At 38.9% G+C, this 20,019-nt stretch carries 18 protein-coding genes; 8 read left to right on the top strand and 10 right to left on the bottom strand.

The window, feature by feature from the left end:
- Both D0T85_RS14635 and D0T85_RS14640 read right to left on the bottom strand, forming a co-directional pair.
- Positions 1-657 carry a hypothetical protein gene (locus D0T85_RS14635; protein WP_163214269.1) on the bottom strand — a complete coding sequence of 219 codons (657 nt, stop codon included), beginning with the start codon at positions 655-657 and terminating at the stop codon, positions 1-3.
- Between the two features lie 16 nt (positions 658-673).
- Positions 674-1,384 (bottom strand): hypothetical protein, encoded by a 711-nt coding sequence (locus D0T85_RS14640; RefSeq protein WP_163214270.1) that lies wholly within the window; start codon positions 1,382-1,384, stop codon positions 674-676.
- A gap of 504 nt (positions 1,385-1,888) precedes the next feature.
- On the opposite strand from D0T85_RS14640, the gene D0T85_RS14645 reads away from it, so the two are divergent.
- The 5 genes from D0T85_RS14645 to D0T85_RS14665 are packed head-to-tail and all read left to right on the top strand — an operon-like array spanning position 1,889 to position 4,962.
- On the top strand, positions 1,889-2,194 hold the full coding sequence (locus tag D0T85_RS14645; RefSeq protein ID WP_163214271.1) for a helix-turn-helix transcriptional regulator: 306 nt from the start codon (positions 1,889-1,891) through the stop codon (positions 2,192-2,194).
- A gap of 10 nt (positions 2,195-2,204) precedes the next feature.
- Positions 2,205-2,633: a nitrophenyl compound nitroreductase subunit ArsF family protein gene (locus D0T85_RS14650; RefSeq protein WP_163214272.1), complete on the top strand. Its 429-nt coding sequence runs from the start codon at positions 2,205-2,207 to the stop codon at positions 2,631-2,633.
- Entirely contained in the window at positions 2,633-3,331 is a 699-nt protein-coding gene (locus tag D0T85_RS14655; protein ID WP_163214308.1) for an aromatic aminobenezylarsenical efflux permease ArsG family transporter, read from the top strand. Before D0T85_RS14650 ends, D0T85_RS14655 begins: the two co-directional genes overlap by 1 nt.
- 21 nt (positions 3,332-3,352) lie before the next feature.
- Positions 3,353-3,586 carry a thioredoxin family protein gene (locus D0T85_RS14660; protein ID WP_163214273.1) on the top strand — a complete coding sequence of 78 codons (234 nt, stop codon included), beginning with the start codon at positions 3,353-3,355 and terminating at the stop codon, positions 3,584-3,586.
- Between the two features lie 26 nt (positions 3,587-3,612).
- Positions 3,613-4,962, top strand: coding sequence for a permease (locus tag D0T85_RS14665; RefSeq protein ID WP_163214274.1), 1,350 nt, complete (start codon positions 3,613-3,615; stop codon positions 4,960-4,962).
- 58 nt (positions 4,963-5,020) lie between these two features.
- On the opposite strand, the gene D0T85_RS14670 is transcribed toward D0T85_RS14665, so the two are convergent.
- Genes D0T85_RS14670 through D0T85_RS14685 form a run of 4 tightly spaced genes read right to left on the bottom strand, consistent with a single transcriptional unit; the run spans position 5,021 to position 8,344 of the window.
- Complete coding sequence (locus D0T85_RS14670) at positions 5,021-6,013, bottom strand: ABC transporter ATP-binding protein (protein WP_163214275.1); 993 nt, start codon at positions 6,011-6,013, stop codon at positions 5,021-5,023.
- Positions 6,006-7,352 carry a cell envelope integrity protein CreD gene (gene creD, locus D0T85_RS14675; protein ID WP_163214276.1) on the bottom strand — a complete coding sequence of 449 codons (1,347 nt, stop codon included), beginning with the start codon at positions 7,350-7,352 and terminating at the stop codon, positions 6,006-6,008. The genes D0T85_RS14670 and creD overlap by 8 nt, the downstream gene beginning before the upstream one ends.
- Positions 7,353-7,411: 59 nt before the next feature.
- A complete protein-coding gene (locus tag D0T85_RS14680) occupies positions 7,412-7,717 on the bottom strand; it encodes a transcriptional regulator (RefSeq protein ID WP_163214277.1) in 306 nt (101 codons plus the stop codon).
- Complete coding sequence (locus tag D0T85_RS14685) at positions 7,718-8,344, bottom strand: hypothetical protein (RefSeq protein ID WP_163214278.1); 627 nt, start codon at positions 8,342-8,344, stop codon at positions 7,718-7,720. It lies immediately after the preceding gene.
- A gap of 401 nt (positions 8,345-8,745) precedes the next feature.
- Here D0T85_RS14685 and D0T85_RS14690 point away from each other — a divergent pair, with 401 nt between their 5' ends.
- On the top strand, positions 8,746-9,822 hold the full coding sequence (locus tag D0T85_RS14690) for a nitronate monooxygenase family protein (RefSeq protein WP_163214279.1): 1,077 nt from the start codon (positions 8,746-8,748) through the stop codon (positions 9,820-9,822).
- On the top strand, positions 9,822-10,556 hold the full coding sequence (locus tag D0T85_RS14695) for a 1-acyl-sn-glycerol-3-phosphate acyltransferase (protein WP_163214280.1): 735 nt from the start codon (positions 9,822-9,824) through the stop codon (positions 10,554-10,556). The genes D0T85_RS14690 and D0T85_RS14695 overlap by 1 nt, the downstream gene beginning before the upstream one ends.
- Positions 10,557-10,675: 119 nt before the next feature.
- Here D0T85_RS14695 and D0T85_RS14700 read toward each other — a convergent pair whose 3' ends face one another.
- From D0T85_RS14700 to D0T85_RS14710, 3 genes are all read right to left on the bottom strand, one after another.
- Positions 10,676-11,884: an MFS transporter gene (locus D0T85_RS14700; RefSeq protein WP_163214281.1), complete on the bottom strand. Its 1,209-nt coding sequence runs from the start codon at positions 11,882-11,884 to the stop codon at positions 10,676-10,678.
- A 64-nt stretch (positions 11,885-11,948) separates the two neighbouring features.
- Positions 11,949-13,145, bottom strand: a complete 1,197-nt coding sequence (locus tag D0T85_RS14705) for a glycoside hydrolase family 88 protein (RefSeq protein WP_163214282.1) — start codon at positions 13,143-13,145, stop codon at positions 11,949-11,951.
- A gap of 14 nt (positions 13,146-13,159) precedes the next feature.
- On the bottom strand, positions 13,160-14,773 hold the full coding sequence (locus D0T85_RS14710; RefSeq protein WP_163214283.1) for a glycoside hydrolase 43 family protein: 1,614 nt from the start codon (positions 14,771-14,773) through the stop codon (positions 13,160-13,162).
- 462 nt (positions 14,774-15,235) lie between these two features.
- On the opposite strand from D0T85_RS14710, the gene D0T85_RS14715 reads away from it, so the two are divergent.
- The gene (locus D0T85_RS14715; RefSeq protein WP_239060734.1) at positions 15,236-19,000 is read left to right on the top strand and encodes a TIM-barrel domain-containing protein; all 3,765 of its coding nucleotides are present in this window, start codon (positions 15,236-15,238) and stop codon (positions 18,998-19,000) included.
- 184 nt (positions 19,001-19,184) lie between these two features.
- Here the strand turns inward: D0T85_RS14715 and D0T85_RS14720 are convergent, their stop codons facing one another.
- Positions 19,185-19,940 (bottom strand): LytTR family DNA-binding domain-containing protein, encoded by a 756-nt coding sequence (locus D0T85_RS14720; protein ID WP_163214285.1) that lies wholly within the window; start codon positions 19,938-19,940, stop codon positions 19,185-19,187.
- Positions 19,941-20,019: the final 79 nt, after the last annotated feature.

The following is a 20,019-nucleotide window of genomic DNA, read 5'->3' on the forward strand; positions in this document are numbered from 1 at the left end:
TTAGGGAAATAACTTTCGAATGGAATTTCCCCATACCATTGCATAACTATCGGCAAAATCCTCTAGCTGTTTTCTGTTTGCTTTACTGAAATGACGATTATAAATAAAATCCACACAATGTCCAATCTCGTGCAACAAAAGTCTTTCCAGAAAATATTGCTTCATTTTTTCACTGGTCCATTGAAGATACCAACCCTTTTTATCGTGACGCAAGTCCATACAATAAGACTTGTAAAAACTCAACTGCTTATTAGTTGGCTTCTTTTGTCCAAATCGCATTTTATTATCTTTTGGAACAGCGTAGAGTTTAATTAAATAGACTCCACTTCCGCAGATATATTCACCTTGTAGGGTTTCTCCTGTTAAGTAGTCTTTTGTTTTTACCTTGTCCAACCAAACATGAGTAATCGTTTCAACATGTTCTTTAGGAAGTTTTTCCAAGGTCTCCTTTATTTCATCTACTGTTACAGGGTAATAAAAATCTTTGGAGGTGTTCTCTATAAAAAAAACTGGTTTTTCTTCTCCTTCGGCAGGAGGAAGTAGGTCATGGTATCTTTTGAAAATTCCGTCGGTACATTTCAGTCGCATTCTTCCTCCATGAAAGTCGCTAAACCTACGGTTCTTTTTCCAAGCTGTTTCTTTACGGTTTCGTATCATTTCATTGTTTTATACACTAAAAAATTCTATACTTCAACCTCACTACATTACTCTTTAACTCTACAACAGGAATACTATCCAATATATTCATTTTTTCTTTGGGCCACTCATTACTAATGTTCAGTCCCATTAAAACTGTACTATCTTTTTTAGTACTATACACAAATTGTATGTCATAGTTGCCGGGAAGAAGGAAGTTATGAGCATCCAAAGCTTCATGTGGCCAATAGTTTTTCATCCTCGTCAAAGTCTGTGCATCCCAACCTAATATGGAATCAGCAGCATAATGTATTGTTTCAATGCGATATGTATTAAATGGATTAAAACATTCACCAGGTTTCACCCGCCGAAGTTCATCTGGTACCATAGGGTTAAACATCGGACAAAATAATCCATATTTTCTGGGCTTCCGATTGAGTACTTTAAAGTCGGTTACTGGAAGTCTAAACCCATAAGAGGAGCCATCCATGTTGCCAGGAAGGTAGATGGTACTATCTGTTTTATTAATGATTAATACATCCAACTCCGGACGCTCACCTATCCGATAGTGTGTTTTATGAGGAATCAAGACACATATAATACCCGAATCTTTCTCAATATGTTGATAGATTGCTTCACTCGTTTTTTCATCATAAGGAAGATATTCAGAATAAAAATAATTATATCCACGTGTCCCAATCAGGAATATCAAAAAGAATATTATTATGTATATGAGCTTTATTTTCATTAGTGATTATATTAATAACACCTCAATACTGCCATTTATCCTAAGTGTTCATTATTGATTATACGATTCAAACTTAAACATTTTTTTTAGAAACACAGAGATACTGAGTGATATTTTTCGATGCCGAGGTTGTATGTCAATATTCATCCATCCATAAATGATTACTATTTTTTATGCTGCAAAACGTGATTTCAAAATGCTGCATTTCACACTTTCAAAATGCAGCATTTTGATTAAACGAAATGCAGCATTTCATCAATGCGAAATGCAGCATTTTGAAATTGCAGTATAAAATCGGCCTCACAACGCTTGTGACGGGTGGTAAAGTAGAAAATTTTCCATTTATGTTGTTTTATGCACACATAAAGTTATTAAACAAACAAACAGGTACAGGAAAGATTTTTTATTATCATATACTGTCAAACCTCAAAAAAAGGAACATATCATTCGTAAATTTGCGAATTAAAAATCTATTCGTATATTTGCAAACTAATTAATAAAACAATGCAAAAGCAAGAACTTACAAAAGAACAAGAACAGATAGCACGGTTTGCTAAGGCAATGGGGCATCCCATACGGATTGCAATACTCCAAATGCTTGCAAATCAAACATGCTGTTTTCATGGCGACATGTCGGAGGTACTACCTATTGCCAAAAGTACCCTATCGCAGCATTTAAATGAATTGAAAGATGCAGGGTTGATACAAGGAGAAATTACACCTCCAACGGTTAAGTATTGTATCAACAAAAAAAACTGGGTTTTGGTAAAAGAACTATTAGGTGGATTTATAGAAAAAGTAGCATTCTAAAATAATCAATATGAAAAAAGGTATTCTATTTGGACTAGTCTTATTACTAACCGCTTGCGGTGGTAATACACAAAAAAACAACCAGGAATCATCTGGTTCACAAGAAACAAAAACGCAGCTAGTGGATGCTTCTACTGTAAATATTTACTATTTCCATGGTAAAAAACGTTGTAAAACATGTATTGCAGTAGGCGATGTTACAGAAAAGACTATAAAAGAGCTTTATGCAGATAATCCCCATGTAAAATTTATTGAAGTAAAAACCGACGAGAAACAAAATGCATCGCTTGTTGAGAAGTACGAAGTTACATGGAATGCCCTCATTATAGCCAAAGGTGATAATCATGTTGAAATAACTAAAGAAGCATTTGCCAATGCTTTGAACAATCCAGAAAAGCTTACTGGTCTTATCAAAACCGAAGTTGATAAAAGGTTATGATGGATTATTTGCAAAACCTTGCCGACGGTTCAAGTTGGCCGGTGCTAACAGCATTCATTTTGGGGTTGATGACGGCCATCAGTCCTTGCCCATTGGCCACGAATATAACAGCAACTGCTTATCTGAGTAAAGATATAGGAGCAAAACATCGTGTATTGTTCTCTGGGTTGTTCTATACACTTGGACGGATGTTTACTTATACCGTACTGGGACTTATCTTTTATTTCGGAGCAAGCCAGTTTCAGGTAGCACGGCTATTACAAAACGTTGGTGGTATATGGTTGGGAATAGCACTTATAGTTATTGGAATATTTATGTTGGATATTATCAAATGGAATATTCCGGCAATGGGAAAACTAACATCCAAATTCGAAAAGAAAGAAGGAAAGAAAAGTTACCTTGATGCATTCTTGCTTGGACTACTCTTTGCCCTTGCTTTTTGTCCATACAGTGGGATACTTTACTTTGGAGGCTTAATTCCGATAACCATTGCCAGTCCGTTAGGATTATTACTCCCTCCGGTATTTGCCATTGCTACAGGGCTTCCGGTTATAGTTATAGCATGGCTGTTGGCATATAGCGTTAGTAATATGGGGAAATTCTATAATAAGATGAACATTTTTCAGAAATGGTTTAAGCGTATAGTTGCAGCCATATTTATTATAGTTGGCATTTATTATGTGATAATAGGTATTTAGAAACAAATTAATTTATCAATTATGGAAATCATTGTATTGGGTACAGGTTGTGCCAAATGTAAAACAACCTATGAAAGAGTAAAGAAAGTAATCGAAGAAAACAATCTGGATGCAAACCTCTCTAAACAGGAGGATATTATGGAAATCATGAAATACAACGTGATGACCTTGCCCGGAATTGTTGTAAATGGCGAAGTAAAAATCAAAGGGCATGTTCCTTCCGAAAGCGAAATTCTAGAGGCTATAAGAATTTAGGAATTAGGAATTTAAAGAAAAAAAGAATGAAAGAGAATGTTGATTTTAAAATCCTACTCTGGATGATTGTTATCTTTGCTGCGGTATTTTTTCTGCCGTTGGAAAGTGAGCGGTTTATGACAGCGATTGATGCTACACTCGATTTGTCGAAATGGTATGCACAAGAACATGTTGTTATGTGCCTTCTGCCTGCCTTTTTCATTGCAGGGGTGATAGCTGTTTTTATCAGTCAGGGTGCAGTATTAAAATATTTTGGAGCCAATGCAAAAAAATGGCTTTCCTATACAGTTGCAGCTGTTTCGGGCGCTATTCTGGCAGTATGCTCCTGTACCATATTACCTCTGTTTACAAGTATCTATAAGCGTGGAGCAGGATTAGGCCCGGCTATTGCGTTTCTGTATTCGGGCCCGGCAATCAGCATACTATCCATCATTCTTACATGGCGTATTCTCGGAACCGAAATGGGGGTTGCCCGTATGATTGGTGCAATTCTCTTTTCTGTCATCATCGGTTTAATAATGGCATTTATTTACCGTAAAGAAGAAAAGGTAAAAAAGGAAGAACAAATGAATATTACTGTTCCTCCGGCTAAACGCCCGATGCAACAAACCATGTTTCACTTTTTTACATTAGTATTGATACTTGTATTTGCCAATTGGGGTGCTCCGGCAACGGATGATACAACAAGTATTTGGTATTACATATTCACGTATAAATGGTACATCACAGGGATATTGGCACTGATGTTTGCTTATTCACTTATTGCCATTCTGAAAATTAAATGGCAGTGGGTTACAGTAGGAGTTATAGTAACAGCAGGTTCGGCCATATTGGCCAATCTGTTTATATCGAATTTAAAACTGGTTCCGCTTGTACCTATGATAGTTGGAATTGCTTCACTGTCGTTTATAACATTGTTTGATAAACGTGATGCCGAAAACCGCGAATGGACACTATCGGCATGGGGATTTGCCAAACAGATAATGCCACTTTTGGCTATTGGTGTGGTAACAGCAGGTTTTCTACTTGGCTCTACCCACGACAATACTGCGATTGCAGGTGTGATACCCAATGAATGGATTGAGTGGGCAGTTGGTGGTAACTCTCTTTTATCTAATTTCTTTGCCAGCTTCACAGGAGCGTTTATGTATTTTGCCACTCTTACCGAAGTACCTATCATTCAAGGATTGATTGCCTCGGGCATGGGAAAAGGCCCTGCGTTAGCACTGCTATTGGCAGGACCGTCTCTTTCGCTTCCAAACATGCTTGTTATCCGTGGTGTAATGGGTACTAAAAAGACTGTTATTTATGTAGCATTGGTTGTTATTATGGCTACAATATCTGGTCTTATTTACGGAAACTTAATAACAATTTAAAGTTGAATATTGAAAATTGAAAGTTACGATGCTGCATGGTAACTTTCAATTTTAACTTTTAATTTTCAATTCCCAAAAGCAATTCTTCAATCGTTGTGACAGATAGAGGAGAATTATTTGAACGGTATACAATATATTCCTTTTCGCCAGCTTCAATAGTGATATCGGAATCTACTTCAGGACCGGCAAATATGCCATTACGAGCCAAAGCCTTACATGCCATTGTACAAAGACGCCCTTCGCCCAGAAGTTTAACTTGGCGGGTATATTCATTTTCTACCCTGAAAAGTCCGGTTTCCATATCGAAGGTAATTCCTTTGCGGGCAAAAAAAGTACTTAAATCGCCGTTTAGCGAAAGGTCTTCTGGGGTGCCCACAGTAAGTCCGTGCGTTTTATCCATAACCCAAAGTTTATCAGCAATCTGCAAAGCAAGTTCAAGATCGTGTGTAGAAAGAAAAATAGTTTTACCAGTATCACGACTTAAACGATGTAGCAATTGCATGATTTCAACTTTACTGGGAAAGTCGAGGAATGCCGTAGGCTCATCAAGAAAGATAACGGGCGTTTCTTGTGCCAGTGCTTTGGCAATCATTACCTTCTGCCGTTCGCCATCGCTTAGGGTTTCTACCATGCGTTGAGCAAGGTCTTCAATATGAATCTGAGCAATGGCACGCTGTACAATTTCCTTGTCTTGCTTGCTAAGTGAGCCCCAGAATCCGGTGTAGGGGCTCCGGCCAAGACCAATCAGCTCTTCGGCAGTCATATTACGAATTTCGAGACGGTCGGTAAGTACCACGCCAATAATATGAGACAGCTCACTGTCTGTATAGCTTTCCAGTTCTTTTCCTTGTATGCAGATTTTACCCGATAGTTTGGGTTGGAAAGCCGATAGTGTGCGCAACAGGGTAGATTTACCTATTCCGTTGGTTCCCAGTAAACAAGTCAACTCGCCTTCATTAATGGTTGCATGAATGTTTTCGGCTACCACTTTGGTGCCTTTTTTAGTGGGATAGCCAATGCTAAGTGACTGTATTTCGATTGTTTTATTCATTGAACCAATCTATTTTTTTAGAAAAATACATTAAAATAGCCTGTATAACAAATAGTCCAAGGCTGCCGGCAAGAAGTGCCAGGGTTTCCAGTTGTATAAGTATGTAAATATAGGTATATAATGCGGTAAGCAAACCAATCATAACAAAAGCCGGTCGCCAACTTTTCATAATACCACGAATGTAAAGGCCTATCAAACCAATTGTTAATCCGGAGGCTATGATATAAGCCAACCCAAAGACCATTTGTTCTGATAATGAAAGCAATAAAGCATAAAAAAGGCATAATGCTAAACCAATTAACAAATACTGTAACGTATGAATACGTTTCTTATCCAGAATTTCTACAAAAAATATAACTGTAAAGGTAAGTAGTATTATCAGTATGGCATATTTAGCTGTTCGCATAGATTGTTGATACTGCTCTACCGGCACTTTGAGGTTTACACCAAAATCAGAATTTTCTATCTCATTACGCGGACTGTTATTTACAAAAACCTGCGAGAAACTACGGTTTAAATTCAACACTTGCCAGTTAGCTGTGAAAGATTCGTTTGTGATTTCATGTTTTTCGGGAAGATACTTTCCTACAAAACTGGGTGTTCCCCAATCGGCCTCCATAAACACTTTGGTGGTTTTCCCTAACGGTATAAAATACATGGCTTGCGACCCTTTCAATTTTAATTCTACTTTGAAAGGAATAACCTTTTCTTTTAATTCCGGAATATCCACCACTTTACTAACCCCCGATGTAGTGGCCAGTTCTTTACCATTCAATCCGGGATCGAAATCATAGATAGAATCACCCAAAGATATTTTAATTTGTTCTCCAATACCGCGCATATCAGCAATACCTAAACAAAGTGTAGCATTGTTAAAACGAATATCATCTATATTTATTCCTTGTTTTTTCAACTCTGCCGGATTAAACGATCCCTCCATTGTGATAATAGAGTTATAAACATTCACTTCATATATATTCCTTTTCCGCGTCTCGGTAGTTAGCTTAGCATTGATGTTTAAATCATCGGGCAAAAGAGTCAGGTTCTTTACTACTGTTGTAGCAATCTCTTTCCCATTTTCTACAGATGTTTGAAGAGCAATGTATTTGAAATTCAAATAAGGCCCAACAACTGTTTGACGGCCACTCCATTTTTCGCTGACTTCGCGAATAGCGCCAGACTCTAAATCATATCTTTCATTTATCAGTTCCCGGATCATGCTCATTGGAATGAACGAAAGAAGAACCAGAATACCAATAGTGATAATCTTTAATGATTTTGAAATGCGCCGTAAGAATCCCGGTTTCCTATCGTCCGAAAAAAAGTTTTGATTTTCCATAATGTTATTGTTAGTAGTTAGTAGCTGGTAGTTAGTAGCTAGTAGCTAGTAGCTAGTAGTTAGTCTTGAAAATCTGATTTGAGAAATCGTTCCAAAGCCAGAATATGTTCTGTAAAAGCCTCCCGTCCTTTTTTTGTTGCTTTGTAAATGGTTTTAGTTTTACGTCCTACAAACGTTTTTTTGCATGAAATGTATTTTAATTCTTCCAATGCACGCGCATGACTTGCCAGGTTGCCATCGGTTAGCGACAGTTGTTCCTTAAGGGTATTGAAATCAATGCTGTCATTCACCATAAGAATTGCCATAATCCCCAACCGCACCTTGTTTTCGAACGCTCTGTTTATATGATGAAAATCTTCCAGCATCTATTTATTTTTTTCGTATAACAAATAAAATAAAACACCATAAATAATATGGAGGCCACCAAAGCCAATGGTCCAGAACAACAACCCGTTACCTTCGAAAAAGGCATCCAGTAGTCCCAGAATCAAGAATCCATATCCCAACCATGCCACATTCGAGAAAGTATATTTAGCAACATTCACCAACGAAAGCCCATAAAACAGAAGCATTACACTGGATGTTAATCCATAGTTTTGATTGCATAGTAATGCAATACAGAATAACCCACCCACAAATAGAGGTATCCCAAAATTCCAAATGATACGATAAGTAAGCTTATTAAACAGTTTTTGCTTTACTTTATTCGATTTATAATAAGATATCAGGAAAGCGGTAACAACAGAAATCAATAGAACACCACCTGCCACAGCAAGCACCAAAGTTAATTTCTGCTCTTGCGGCAGAGCAACCTGATAACTTGCCTGATTTATAAATTGTATACCTGCCACACGGCTTACTATCCATGCTCCTAGTAACGAATATATGCCCACAAGCACACCCGTTAAGCCACTTAATGAGACAAACTTTGAGGAGCGTTCCATTAGCTCCTTAATCTCATTTACCGATTGTATTGCTTTTATTTTATCCATATAAAAAGTACTTTGTGCCGCAAAGTTAAAAACAGAAATTGCAATACAAATACACAAGTGTATTTATTAACTCTTTTTAATTATATTCACGACAAAGGACAGAATAATCCTGCCGAAGTGGCCAAAGAAGATGTACTGGCAGAAATATGTATCCGGGTGTTGGAGAAGTAATGGCTATAAAACAAAAAAGGAGTCACGCCTGACTCCAATCAATTAACCTTAAAATCTAATACCATGAAAAACACAGTGCAAAGATAAGGACTATAATTAAATACGCAAAACTTCAAAGCGAAAAAATATGTTAGATAACACATTTTTAACTTTTAAGTATTCTTTTACCTACAATAAACCAATTTATTTTCATAGCTTTGCCGGCTCAACTAATATTTTTCTCAAACTAGATGAAATCATTTTTTATAGGAAATCTGGAAGTAAAGCTTCCAGTCATTCAAGGTGGAATGGGAGTAGGTGTATCTTTGTCGGGATTAGCCTCGGCCGTTGCCAACGAAGGTGGAATTGGTGTTATTTCGTGCGCAGGTCTAGGTTTAATCTACCATAAATCTCCTGGAGATTATCTAAACAAATGCATATTGGGATTAAAAGAAGAAATTGCAAAAGCCAAGAAAAAAACAAAAGGCATAATTGGAGTAAACATTATGGTTGCACTGAGCAATTATGCTGATATGGTAAAAACATCAATTGCAGAAAAAGTTGATGTTATCTTTGCTGGCGCAGGACTTCCCTTCGACTTACCTTCTTATCTGACCAGCGAAAGCAGAACCAAACTGGTTCCGATTGTATCATCGTCGCGAGCTGCCAAAATTATCTGTGATAAGTGGAAAAACAATTTCGGCTATTTGCCCGATGCTATTGTTGTAGAAGGTCCTAAAGCCGGCGGACACCTAGGATTCAAAGTAGACCAGCTTGAAGATGAACATTATGCATTGGAACAGCTTATACCCGAAGTGGTAACTATAGCCAACTCATACAAAGAAGAAAAAAACATTCCGGTAATTGCAGCAGGAGGAATCTCCACCGGAAAAGATATCCTTCGGTTTATCGAAATGGGAGCTTCGGGTGTGCAAATGGGAACAACCTTTGTTACAACTACAGAATGCGATGCATCCAACACATTTAAGGAAGTGTTTGTTAACGCAAAACAAACAGATGTAAAGATCATCCAAAGTCCTGTTGGTATGCCCGGAAGAGCTATTGATGGCGAATTTATTCAAAATGTAGAAAAAGGATTGGAGAAACCTAAAAATTGTCCTTTCCATTGTATCAAAACCTGCGACTATACAAAGAGTCCGTATTGTATTGTTCAATGCCTATATCAGGCAGCCAAAGGAAACATGAAGAAAGGGTATGCCTTTACAGGAATTAATGTTCATTTGTCTGAAAAGATATCAAGTGTAAAAGAAGTTATTTCCAAGCTGAAGGCTGAATTTTTAAAAGCAAAAGTTGAAGGAGGAATATAATGCAAAAACTACTGGCATATCCTCTTTCTGTTATCTACTATCTGCTATTTGGATTCACTTTGGTGTTTTTCCATGTAGTACAGTGGATTTGCTTCAACTTATTTGGCTATGAGGCCCACAAAAAGAGTGTAGATGTACTGTGTTTCTTTCTGGTAGCAAATACGTATGTTTTAGGTACAAGGTATAAAATGAGGAATCTGGATAAACTTCCTTCAGGAGTACCTCTTATAATTGCAGCTAATCATCAGAGTTTGTATGACATAACTACTATTGGTTGGTTTATGAGGAAAACACACCCTAAATTTGTCAGTAAGATTGAATTAGGTAAGGGTATTCCTAGTATTTCGTATAACCTGAATCATGGCGGATCGGTGCTCATTGACCGGAAAGATTCGAAGCAGGCTCTAACTGCCATAAAAGAGATGAGCCAATATATAGAAGCCAACAAACGTGCAACTGTTATATTCCCCGAAGGTACACGAAGCAAAACCGGTAAACCCAGACGTTTTGCCGAAAACGGACTAAAAATCCTCTGTAAATATGCACCATCGGCTTATGTGGTTCCTGTTACTATAAATAACTCGTGGAAAATGACTAAGTGGGGTTCTTTCCCCCTAGGCATAGGAAACAAACTTGAATTTATTATTCATGATCCTATCCCGGTAAAGGATATGCCTTTTCCTGAGCTTTTTGCAAAAACAGAACAGACAATAGTGCAGGATATTAAAGTGTAATCTTATTTAGTCTGGTATTTCACCACAGAGTTCACAGAGTTACACAGAGTTTTAAATATGCCGCATGGAAGTTTAAAACTCTGTGTAACTCTGTGAACTCTGTGGTGAAATCGTACAATTTATCGTGGTTTTACATTCGGCAAGAATATTGCAACAAATCCTAATAACGGCATATAGGCACAGAATTTATAAACAAACTCAATACCTTTGCTGTCGGCCACATTTCCTAATACCGCAGCAGCCACTCCGGCAATGCCAAAAGCCAATCCAAAGAAGAGACCGGAAATCAATCCTACCTTAGTTGGAAGCAATTCTTGTGCGTAAACAAGAATGGCAGAAAATGCAGAAGAAAGTATTAAACCGATAAGGATACTCAGGATACATGTCCAGAAAAGATTTGCATAAGGCATCAATAAGGAGAAAGGTGCTGTTCCCAGAATTGATATCCAGATAACATACTTCCGGCCGAACTTATCGCCGATAGGTCCGCCAAGTAAAGTTCCTACAGCCGATGCAAACAGAAAAGCAAACAACAAGAATTGCGATTGCTGCGTGGTTACATTGAACTTTTCTATAAGATAGAAAGTATAAAAGTTGCTCAAACTGGCTGTGTACACATATTTAGAGAATATAAGTACAAGCAGTATGCCCAACGAATAATAGATTTGGTTTTTAGTTAATCGCACCCGATGAATAACTTCCTTCTTTGGGGAAGATTGAGCAGACTTCACCATGTTGGTTTTATACCACTTGGTTATAGGCCGTTTGGTTAGTAACGATATCACTGCAATGCCAGCAAAGATCAGCATATACTGTTGTCCGTAAGGGGCTATTATTAATGCTGCCAACAAGGGGCCGATAGATCCTCCCAAGTTTCCACCTACCTGAAAGATAGATTGTCCAAGTCCGTGTTTACCGGTTGATGCATAATGAGTTAACCGGGATGCCTCGGGATGGATAATAGAAGATCCCAATCCGATAAAGCATACCGATACCACTACCATATATATACTTGTAGCATAAGCCATGATTACCAAACCCAACATAGTAGAAGTTGTACCTATACTAAGATACCAACGGTTAGGATGTTTATCGAACAGAATACCAAACAACGGCTGAAATACGGATGCACATAACTGATAAACAAATGCAATGATCCCTATCTGCCCAAACGTAAGGTACAGATTATCTCTAATTACCGGATAACTTGCTGATACTACCGACTGGAACATATCATTGAACATATGTGCCAGACTGAGAGAGAATAGAATTCCTAATGTGGTGCTTTGTACAGTTGTTGAGCGCCCTCTAACTTGAGTCTGTTTCATGCCGCAAAAGTAACAAAATATTTTGAGTAATGAGTAGTGAGCCCCACTCAAAACTCACCACTCATTACTCAAAACCACTCAATTTAAGTAATGCTTCTATGTAATAGTAATCGGCATAAATAATAGAAGCATCTATCTCCGAGCCATTGGGCCAATGACCGGTAGAGTGCAGAAGGAAAGCAGGTTTACTCTCACTCTGGTAAGCTGGAGAACTAAGGCTTTTCAGCATGCGAACGGCTGCGTTCCAGTATTCATCACCTTTTGTTCCATTAAAAAAGGCAGATGCCTCAAGTAATGCCGAAGCAACTACAGCGGCCGCCGAAGCATCTCGTGGTTCGTTAGGAATATTGGGAGCATTGAAATCCCAATAAGGAATATAATCTTCGGGTAAATCCTTAAGATACACATCTGTTATCTTTTGAAGGAAATCCAAGTACTTCGGATCTTTGGTTTCACGGTAACAAACCATATAGCCATAAATGGCCCAAGCCTGACCGCGAGCCCACATGGTATCATCGGCAAATCCCTGATGCGTAACTCCTTTTATCAAATCACCCGTAATTGTATCGTATACAGCTACATGATAGGAAGTATAATCAGGACGGAAATGATTCTCCATTGTTTTATCAGCATGAGCTACAGCAATATCATAAAGCTTTTTATCGCCCCCGTTCTTTGCAGCCCAGAAAAGCATTTCCAGGTTTATCATATTATCCATAATGGTATTATGAGGCCAGTTACGTGGTTCAACCTCACGAGGCCACGAAAGAATAGTACCTACTGTAGGGTTAAATAATGTAGCAAGTGTATCGGCAGTTGCAAGAATAACTTGTTTGTATTCGGGATTCCCAGTCAGCCGGTATCCATTGCCATAGCTGCAAAACACCAGGAAACCGAGATCGTGATCAAAAGCAGGTATGCGCGAAAGGAAACCTAGTGATTGGGTAAACTTTTCTGCTTCCTGTTTTATTCGGGGGTCTTTAGTATATTCATAATCATACCATAATATACCGGGCCAGAAACCTGCCGTCCACTCTTCTTTTGCTGCTTTACGAAGATGCCAGGTTGTTAAACTGTCCATAATGTTGCGGGGCATCATGGTGTAATCAATCCCCGAATCTCCCTTCAACTCATTTAATGTGCGGTTTACCTGTTTGGCGCAATAATTGAGTGCTTTATCCACATCCATTGTTTCACGAACCGGCTTATTGGTGCAGGCAAATAATCCTAAAAGGGTAAATCCTAAAATAATCTTCTTCATATATCTTTAATTTATTATTTCGTTATACGAAACCAGTCGGCATCCAACCATCCGCGGTTATTTGTGCCATGCGGATTTACACTGAACAAACCAACTTTTGCACCAATCCATTTTCCCTGACGGGATTTGAATACTTCACCAACATTGGTATATTTCTTTCCATCACTGCTATATGCAAACTGGCACATTCCTCCCCCGGTTACTTTAACACGCATGTAGATGTCGCAAACATAATTGGGAAACGATCCGGCTTCGTACTCTCTGTTTATAGGAAGTTCGGCAATATCTTTTATCTGCTCCGGGGTTTGTTGTTCAGCATCTTTGCACACAGCCTGTTGAAGAATAAACCGATCACCTTTTTTTGTTACTGATAAATATGTATAATCCCATCCCATAACTATTAATCCGGCTTTTGAACCGTCTTCTTTTACCGAAAAGCTTAGTTTGGTTGTTGCAGTAAACGTCTCGGCAGGGAATTTTTGCATAAACAGGTTAGGAACTTCCCAGAAGTTCACAAAGTCTTTAGAAAGTGTATAGCCATAAATACGCATGAAACCCAGATCGGAAGGAAAACCAAACAAATCCTGATAGTTAGCATGCCATTGCCACTGAAGCCCGATTGTGCGGCTATCAAACTCATCACTTTCGATGGGTGTTTCTTTCGGATAGGTTTTACCTACATTAGGCATACGATACTTGCTAACAGGTTCGCCACAACCATCACCATCCTTATCTTCGCCAATTACAGGCCAGTTATTTTCCCACTTCATCGGATTAAGGTGAATGATACGTCCGTAAGCGCCTTTATCCTGGAAATTGATAAACCAGGATTCTCCGGTATTGGTTTCTATCCAACCGCCCTGATGAGGACCATTAATGTTTGTATTTCCCTGTACCATTACAATCTTCGATTCATATGGGCCATAGATGCTCTGTGAACGCATAGCTAATTGCCATCCGGTAGCTACGCCACCAGCAGGGGCAAAAATATAGTAATAACCGTTGCGTTTGTACAGTTTGGGGCCTTCTACTGTGTGGTTTATGCCATCGTTGCCATCGAATACCATAACTGGGGTAGATATAACTTTGGTTCCTTCAGCATTCATTTCGCTGACTACAATAATACTGTTTATGCCTGCCCGACTACCTGCCCAGGCATAGGCCAGATAAACTTTGCCATCATCGTCCCACAAGGGAGTAGGGTCAATCATGCCTTTACCGGCTTTAACGAGTACTGGTTTTTCCCACTCTGTTGCCGGATCTTTGGTTTTCACCATATAGATACCATAATCCGGATCGCCCCAATAAATATAAAACTCTCCTTTATGATACCGGATACAGGGTGCCCAAACCCCACGCCCATGTTGTGGTTTATTAAAGAATTCAACAGGTTCCAGCGGATTTTTTAATGCGTGATTTATGATTTCCCAGTTCACCAGGTCTTTTGAATGAAGTATGGGTAAACCGGGAATACAGTTAAAACTGGATGCTGTAAGGTAGAAATCATCTCCTACTGCACATACATCGGGGTCGGAATAATCGGCATGAATAATAGGATTGGTGTAATACTGCTGCGCAAACGAACAGAGGTTTACCAATAAAAGTATGGGGATAATTATATTTTTCATGATGCCAAAATTAACTGGTTTTGGCATTATCAAGTAGGCTTTTTTGTTGCAGAAGCTAGGTCGTTTTGTAACTGAAGTGAATAAAAAGGGGCAAAGAAAGGATGGTAGCTTAAAAAAAAGACATAAAAAAAGGGATCACGCCTGATCCCAACCTTTGTTAACCTTAAATCTAATACTATGAAAAACACAGTACAAAGATACAGACATTATTTAAATCAGCAAATTATGCAAATAAAAAAAGGTGTTTAATAACATGATTTAAACATTGGCCAAATAAATGTTAATAACCGAAGCCTTTTATCTTGTTTTTATCCGCAACATTCTGTTTCTAAACAATTCTTCTCTACTTTTGTACTATCAATGCAGAAACATATCTGTATTGAACATATTCTAACTTAATAGTACATCATGAAAAAAACGGCTTTTAAATTAAAGGCAGCACTTTTTATGCTAGCCTGTTTCATGGCGGCCTCCTACTCTATGGCCCAGCAAAACCAAAAGATTATCAGCGCACAGCAAATCAATCCAACAACGGTTGAAGTATTACTCCCCGGAAATCAACGTATGACTTTCGACTTTTACGGAGAGAATATCTTCAGATTGTTCCAGGATAACTCGGGAGGTATTCTCAGAGATCCTGAAGCAAAACCCGAAGCGCAGATTCTGATTGATAATCCTAGAAAACCGATTACCGGATTAAATGTAACAGAAAAAGGTAACTCTATTACCATCTCGACTGCAAAAATCAGCATCGAACTAAACAAAAACAACTCGCAGATGAAGGTTACTAACCTCATTACCAACACAGTGGTACTAGAGGAGGTTGAACCAATCCTTTTTGAAAAGAATAAAGTTACTGTTACCCTCAAAGAAAATACAGACGAATATTTTTATGGTGGTGGGGTGCAGAACGGACGCTTTTCGCACAAAGGGAAAGCCATTGCTATTGAAAACCAAAACAGTTGGACCGATGGTGGGGTGGCCTCTCCTACCCCTTATTACTGGTCGGACAAAGGGTATGCTGTAATGTGGTACACATTTAAAAAAGGAAAATACGATTTCGGAGCTACCGAAAGCGGAAAAGTAAAGTTGTATCACGAAACCAATTACCTGGATATATTCTATATGGTAAGCGATGGTGCTGTAGCACTGCTGAACGATTTTTACCAACTTACCGGAAACCCTGTATTGTTGCCCAAATTTGGTTTTTATCAAGGACACCTCAATGCCTACAACCGCGATTATTGGGCAGAAGATGAAAACGGTATTCTTTTTGAAGACGGTAAACGTTACAAGGAAAGCCAAAAAGACAATGGTGGTGTTAAAGAATCACTGAACGGTGAAAAGAACAACTACCAGTTTTCGGCTCGTGCAGTAATAGACCGCTATAAAAACCATGATATGCCTTTTGGATGGATTCTTCCAAACGATGGGTATGGTGCCGGTTATGGACAGGAAGAAACATTGGATGGTAATATACAAAACCTGAAAAGCCTGGCTGATTATGCCGAAAAGAATGGTGTAAAGATTGGACTCTGGACTCAATCGGATTTGCATCCCAAGCCGGAAGTTAGTGCACTTCTACAAAGAGACATCGTAAAAGAGGTGAGAGACGCGCGCGTACGGGTATTAAAAACCGATGTGGCCTGGGTAGGCGCCGGATACTCGTTCGGGCTGAATGGTGTTGCCGATGTTGCACACATTATGCCGTATTACGGAAACAACAGCCGCCCGTTTATTATATCGCTTGATGGATGGGCAGGTACACAACGCTATGCCGGAATATGGTCGGGCGACCAAACAGGTGGTGTTTGGGAGTATATCCGCTTCCATATTCCTACTTACATTGGTTCCGGACTATCGGGTCAGCCAAATATCTGTTCGGATATGGATGGTATTTTCGGTGGTAAAAAGCCTGTTATCAACACACGCGACTTTCAATGGAAAACATTTACACCCATGCAACTGAATATGGATGGTTGGGGCGCTAACGAAAAATACCCACATGCATTGGGAGAGCCGGCTACCTCAATTAACCGTTGGTACCTGAAACTGAAATCGGAAATAATGCCTTATGCTTACAGCATTGCTAAAGAATCGGTAGATGGAATGCCTATGATCAGGGCCATGTTCCTTGAATATCCTAACGATTATACCAAAGGTAAAGCAACCCAGTACCAATTTCTTTATGGCCCCTCTTTCCTGGTGGCTCCAATCTATCAGGAAACAAAAGCCGATGATAATGGAAACGACATCCGCAATGGTATTTATCTGCCGCAAGGCACATGGATTGATTATTTCACAGGCGAAAAGTATGAAGGCAATTGTATTCTAAACAGCTTTGATGCCCCCTTGTGGAAACTTCCTGTTTTTGTGAAAAACGGTGCAATCATTCCAATGACTAATCCTAATAACAATGTAGAAGAGATTAATAAAGCACACCGCATATACGAAGTATATCCGTACGCACACAGTTCTTTCACCGAGTACGATGATGATGGCGAAACTGAAGAATACCGTATGGGCAAGGGAGCTACAACACTTATCGAAACCGATGTAGATGGTAAAAACAATGTTACTTTAACCATACACCCGGCACAGGGAGATTTTAATGGATTCGTTAAAAATAAATCGACCGAGTTCCGCGTTAATGTAACTGCCAAACCTAAAAAGGTTTCGGCCAAAACAGGTAACAGCAAAGTGAAACTTACGGAAGTTACTTCGATGGAAGATTTTCTTCGTGGAGAAGATGTGTATTTCTATCATGCTGCTCCCAACCTGAATACGTACGCAACACCGGGAAGCGAGTTTGCCAAAGAGGTAATTACAAAGAACCCACAATTGCTTGTAAAACTGGCTACAGCAGATATAACTGCGGTTCAAACAACTGTATTAATTGAAGGTTTTGAGTTTGCACCTGCAAATACACATAAAAACAAAACCGGAGCACTTACTGCCCCAACAGCACAGGTTACAGAAGATAACACCGAAGCATATATCCTGAAACCCACATGGAATACGGTAGATAATGCCGATTTTTACGAAATTGAATTTAACGGTATATTGTATACCACTATTAAAGATACGGAATTGTTATTCGACGGACTGTTGGCCGAAACTGACTACGCTTTCCGTATTCGTTCGGTAAACAAAGACGGGGTTTCTAACTGGTACGATTTTAATGCTACCACCAAATCGAATCCGCTTGAGTTTGCTATAACCGGCATAACCGGCGAAACAAGTGTTCCTAACCAAGGAGGTTCGGGCATACACAAGTTATTCGATTTCGACGAAAACTCCATGTGGCATACTCGTTATGGCAACCCAAATGCTACACCGTTCGATGTGATTATTGATTTGCACACCATCAATCAACTTGATAAGATGCATTATCTTCCTCGCGAAGGTGCACGCAACGGCACTATTCTGAAAGGTACGGTTTATTACAGCAACGACAAAGAAAACTGGACCGAAGTAACCCCGTTTGAATGGGAAAGAAAAGATGACGTGAAAATAATTGAGTTTACCAACAAACCCACTGCACGTTATATAAAACTAACCGTTACCGAAGCTGTTGGCGGATTTGGTTCGGGAAAAGAATTGTATGTATTCAAAGTGCCGGGTACCGAAAGTTATATTCCGGGCGACATTAACAATGATGGCGTTATTGATGGAAACGACCTTACATCGTACACCAACTATACCGGACTAAGAAGAGGGGACGCTGATTTTGAAGGTTATATCAGCAATGGCGACATCAACAAAAACGATTTGATTGATGCGTACGATATCTCGCTGGTTGCAACACGGTTGGAAGGTGGAATAGAGAGTGATAAAGCCGGAAAAGTTTCGGGTAAGCTTGAAATCAGTACAGCCAAACAATGGTACAACAAGGATGAGATTATTGAAGTAAAAGTAAAAGGTATTGATCTTAATGCTGTTAATGCCCTGAGCTTTGCATTGCCCTACAATGCGCAAGAGTACGAGTTTGTTGGTATTCAAACATTGAACATGCAACAAATGGAAAACCTTACCAACGATAGGTTACATACCAATGGGGTAAAAGCTTTGTATCCTACTTTTGTTAATCTGGGCGACAAAGAAACCTTAAATGGTACTAGCGATTTGTTTGTTTTGAAGTTTAAAGCAAAACAAAGAATCAAATTTAATCTGAATAGTATAGATGGTATTCTGGTGGATAAGGAACTGAATAGTATCCATCCATAAGAAACTCACTTTTGTATCTTCGGTGTGGTACTTTTGTATCTTACCGAAGATACTTTTGTATCTTGCCTAAGATACTTTTGTGCCTTGCCTAAGATACTTTTGTACCACCAGCGTGATACTTTTTTCTCAAGGGTAAAAAAACTGTGGTACTGTAAGAGATTGATATTCAATTAGGTTTTATTCTTCAAGTTAAATACTTCAGCGCTTCCATTACTTGTGCCCTTCGTTGCCGGGATATACTTATTATTGCTCCATCGTTCATCCGGATATACCCTCCTTCGGTTTTAACAAAGCTTTTAACCTCTTCCATATTTATAAGATGCGATTGATGTATCCGAAGAAAATTATAAGGTGTAAGTAACTCATCAAACTCTTTCAAGGTTTTGGATACAATGAGTTTTTCGCCATTCTTTAAATAAAATGTAGTATAATTGCTATCCGATTCGCAACGGATTATATTATTGATTTCCACAAACTCAATTCTATCAACAACTGCTAAAGCTATTTTCTTTTTCCGGTCGGGACGGATGTTATTTTGTAGCAGATTCTGCATACGCAGGTTTTGTTGCTTGCCAATAATAATATTTATTGCCTTGTTAACTGCGCTCACCAATTCTTGCGGATCAATTGGTTTTAATAAATAGTCGAGAGCACTAAAACGGATTGCTTTTATTGCATACTGATCGTAAGCAGTGATAAAAATAACCTCGGGCGATGCATTACCCAGACTTTCAAGCAAATTGAATCCCGTTTTATCTCCTAAACAAATATCTAATAAAATGATATCCGGTGATTGTTGCCCAATTACTTCCTGCGCTTCCTGCACCGAAGCACAATCAGGCAATAAAATGAGGTGCGGAAAGAACTTTTCCATCATCCGCCGCACATTTTCACGATTACCAAACTCATCGTCAACAATCAACACTGATATTTTTTCCATAATTCTTCTTATTATGTTTTGAGTGTTTCACCACAGAGTTCACAGAGTTACACAGAGTTTTAAACTTCCATGCGGCATC

The sequence above is a fragment of the Bacteroides sp. 519 genome (assembly GCF_010500955.1).
In the GTDB taxonomy this organism is placed as follows: domain Bacteria; phylum Bacteroidota; class Bacteroidia; order Bacteroidales; family Bacteroidaceae; genus Bacteroides.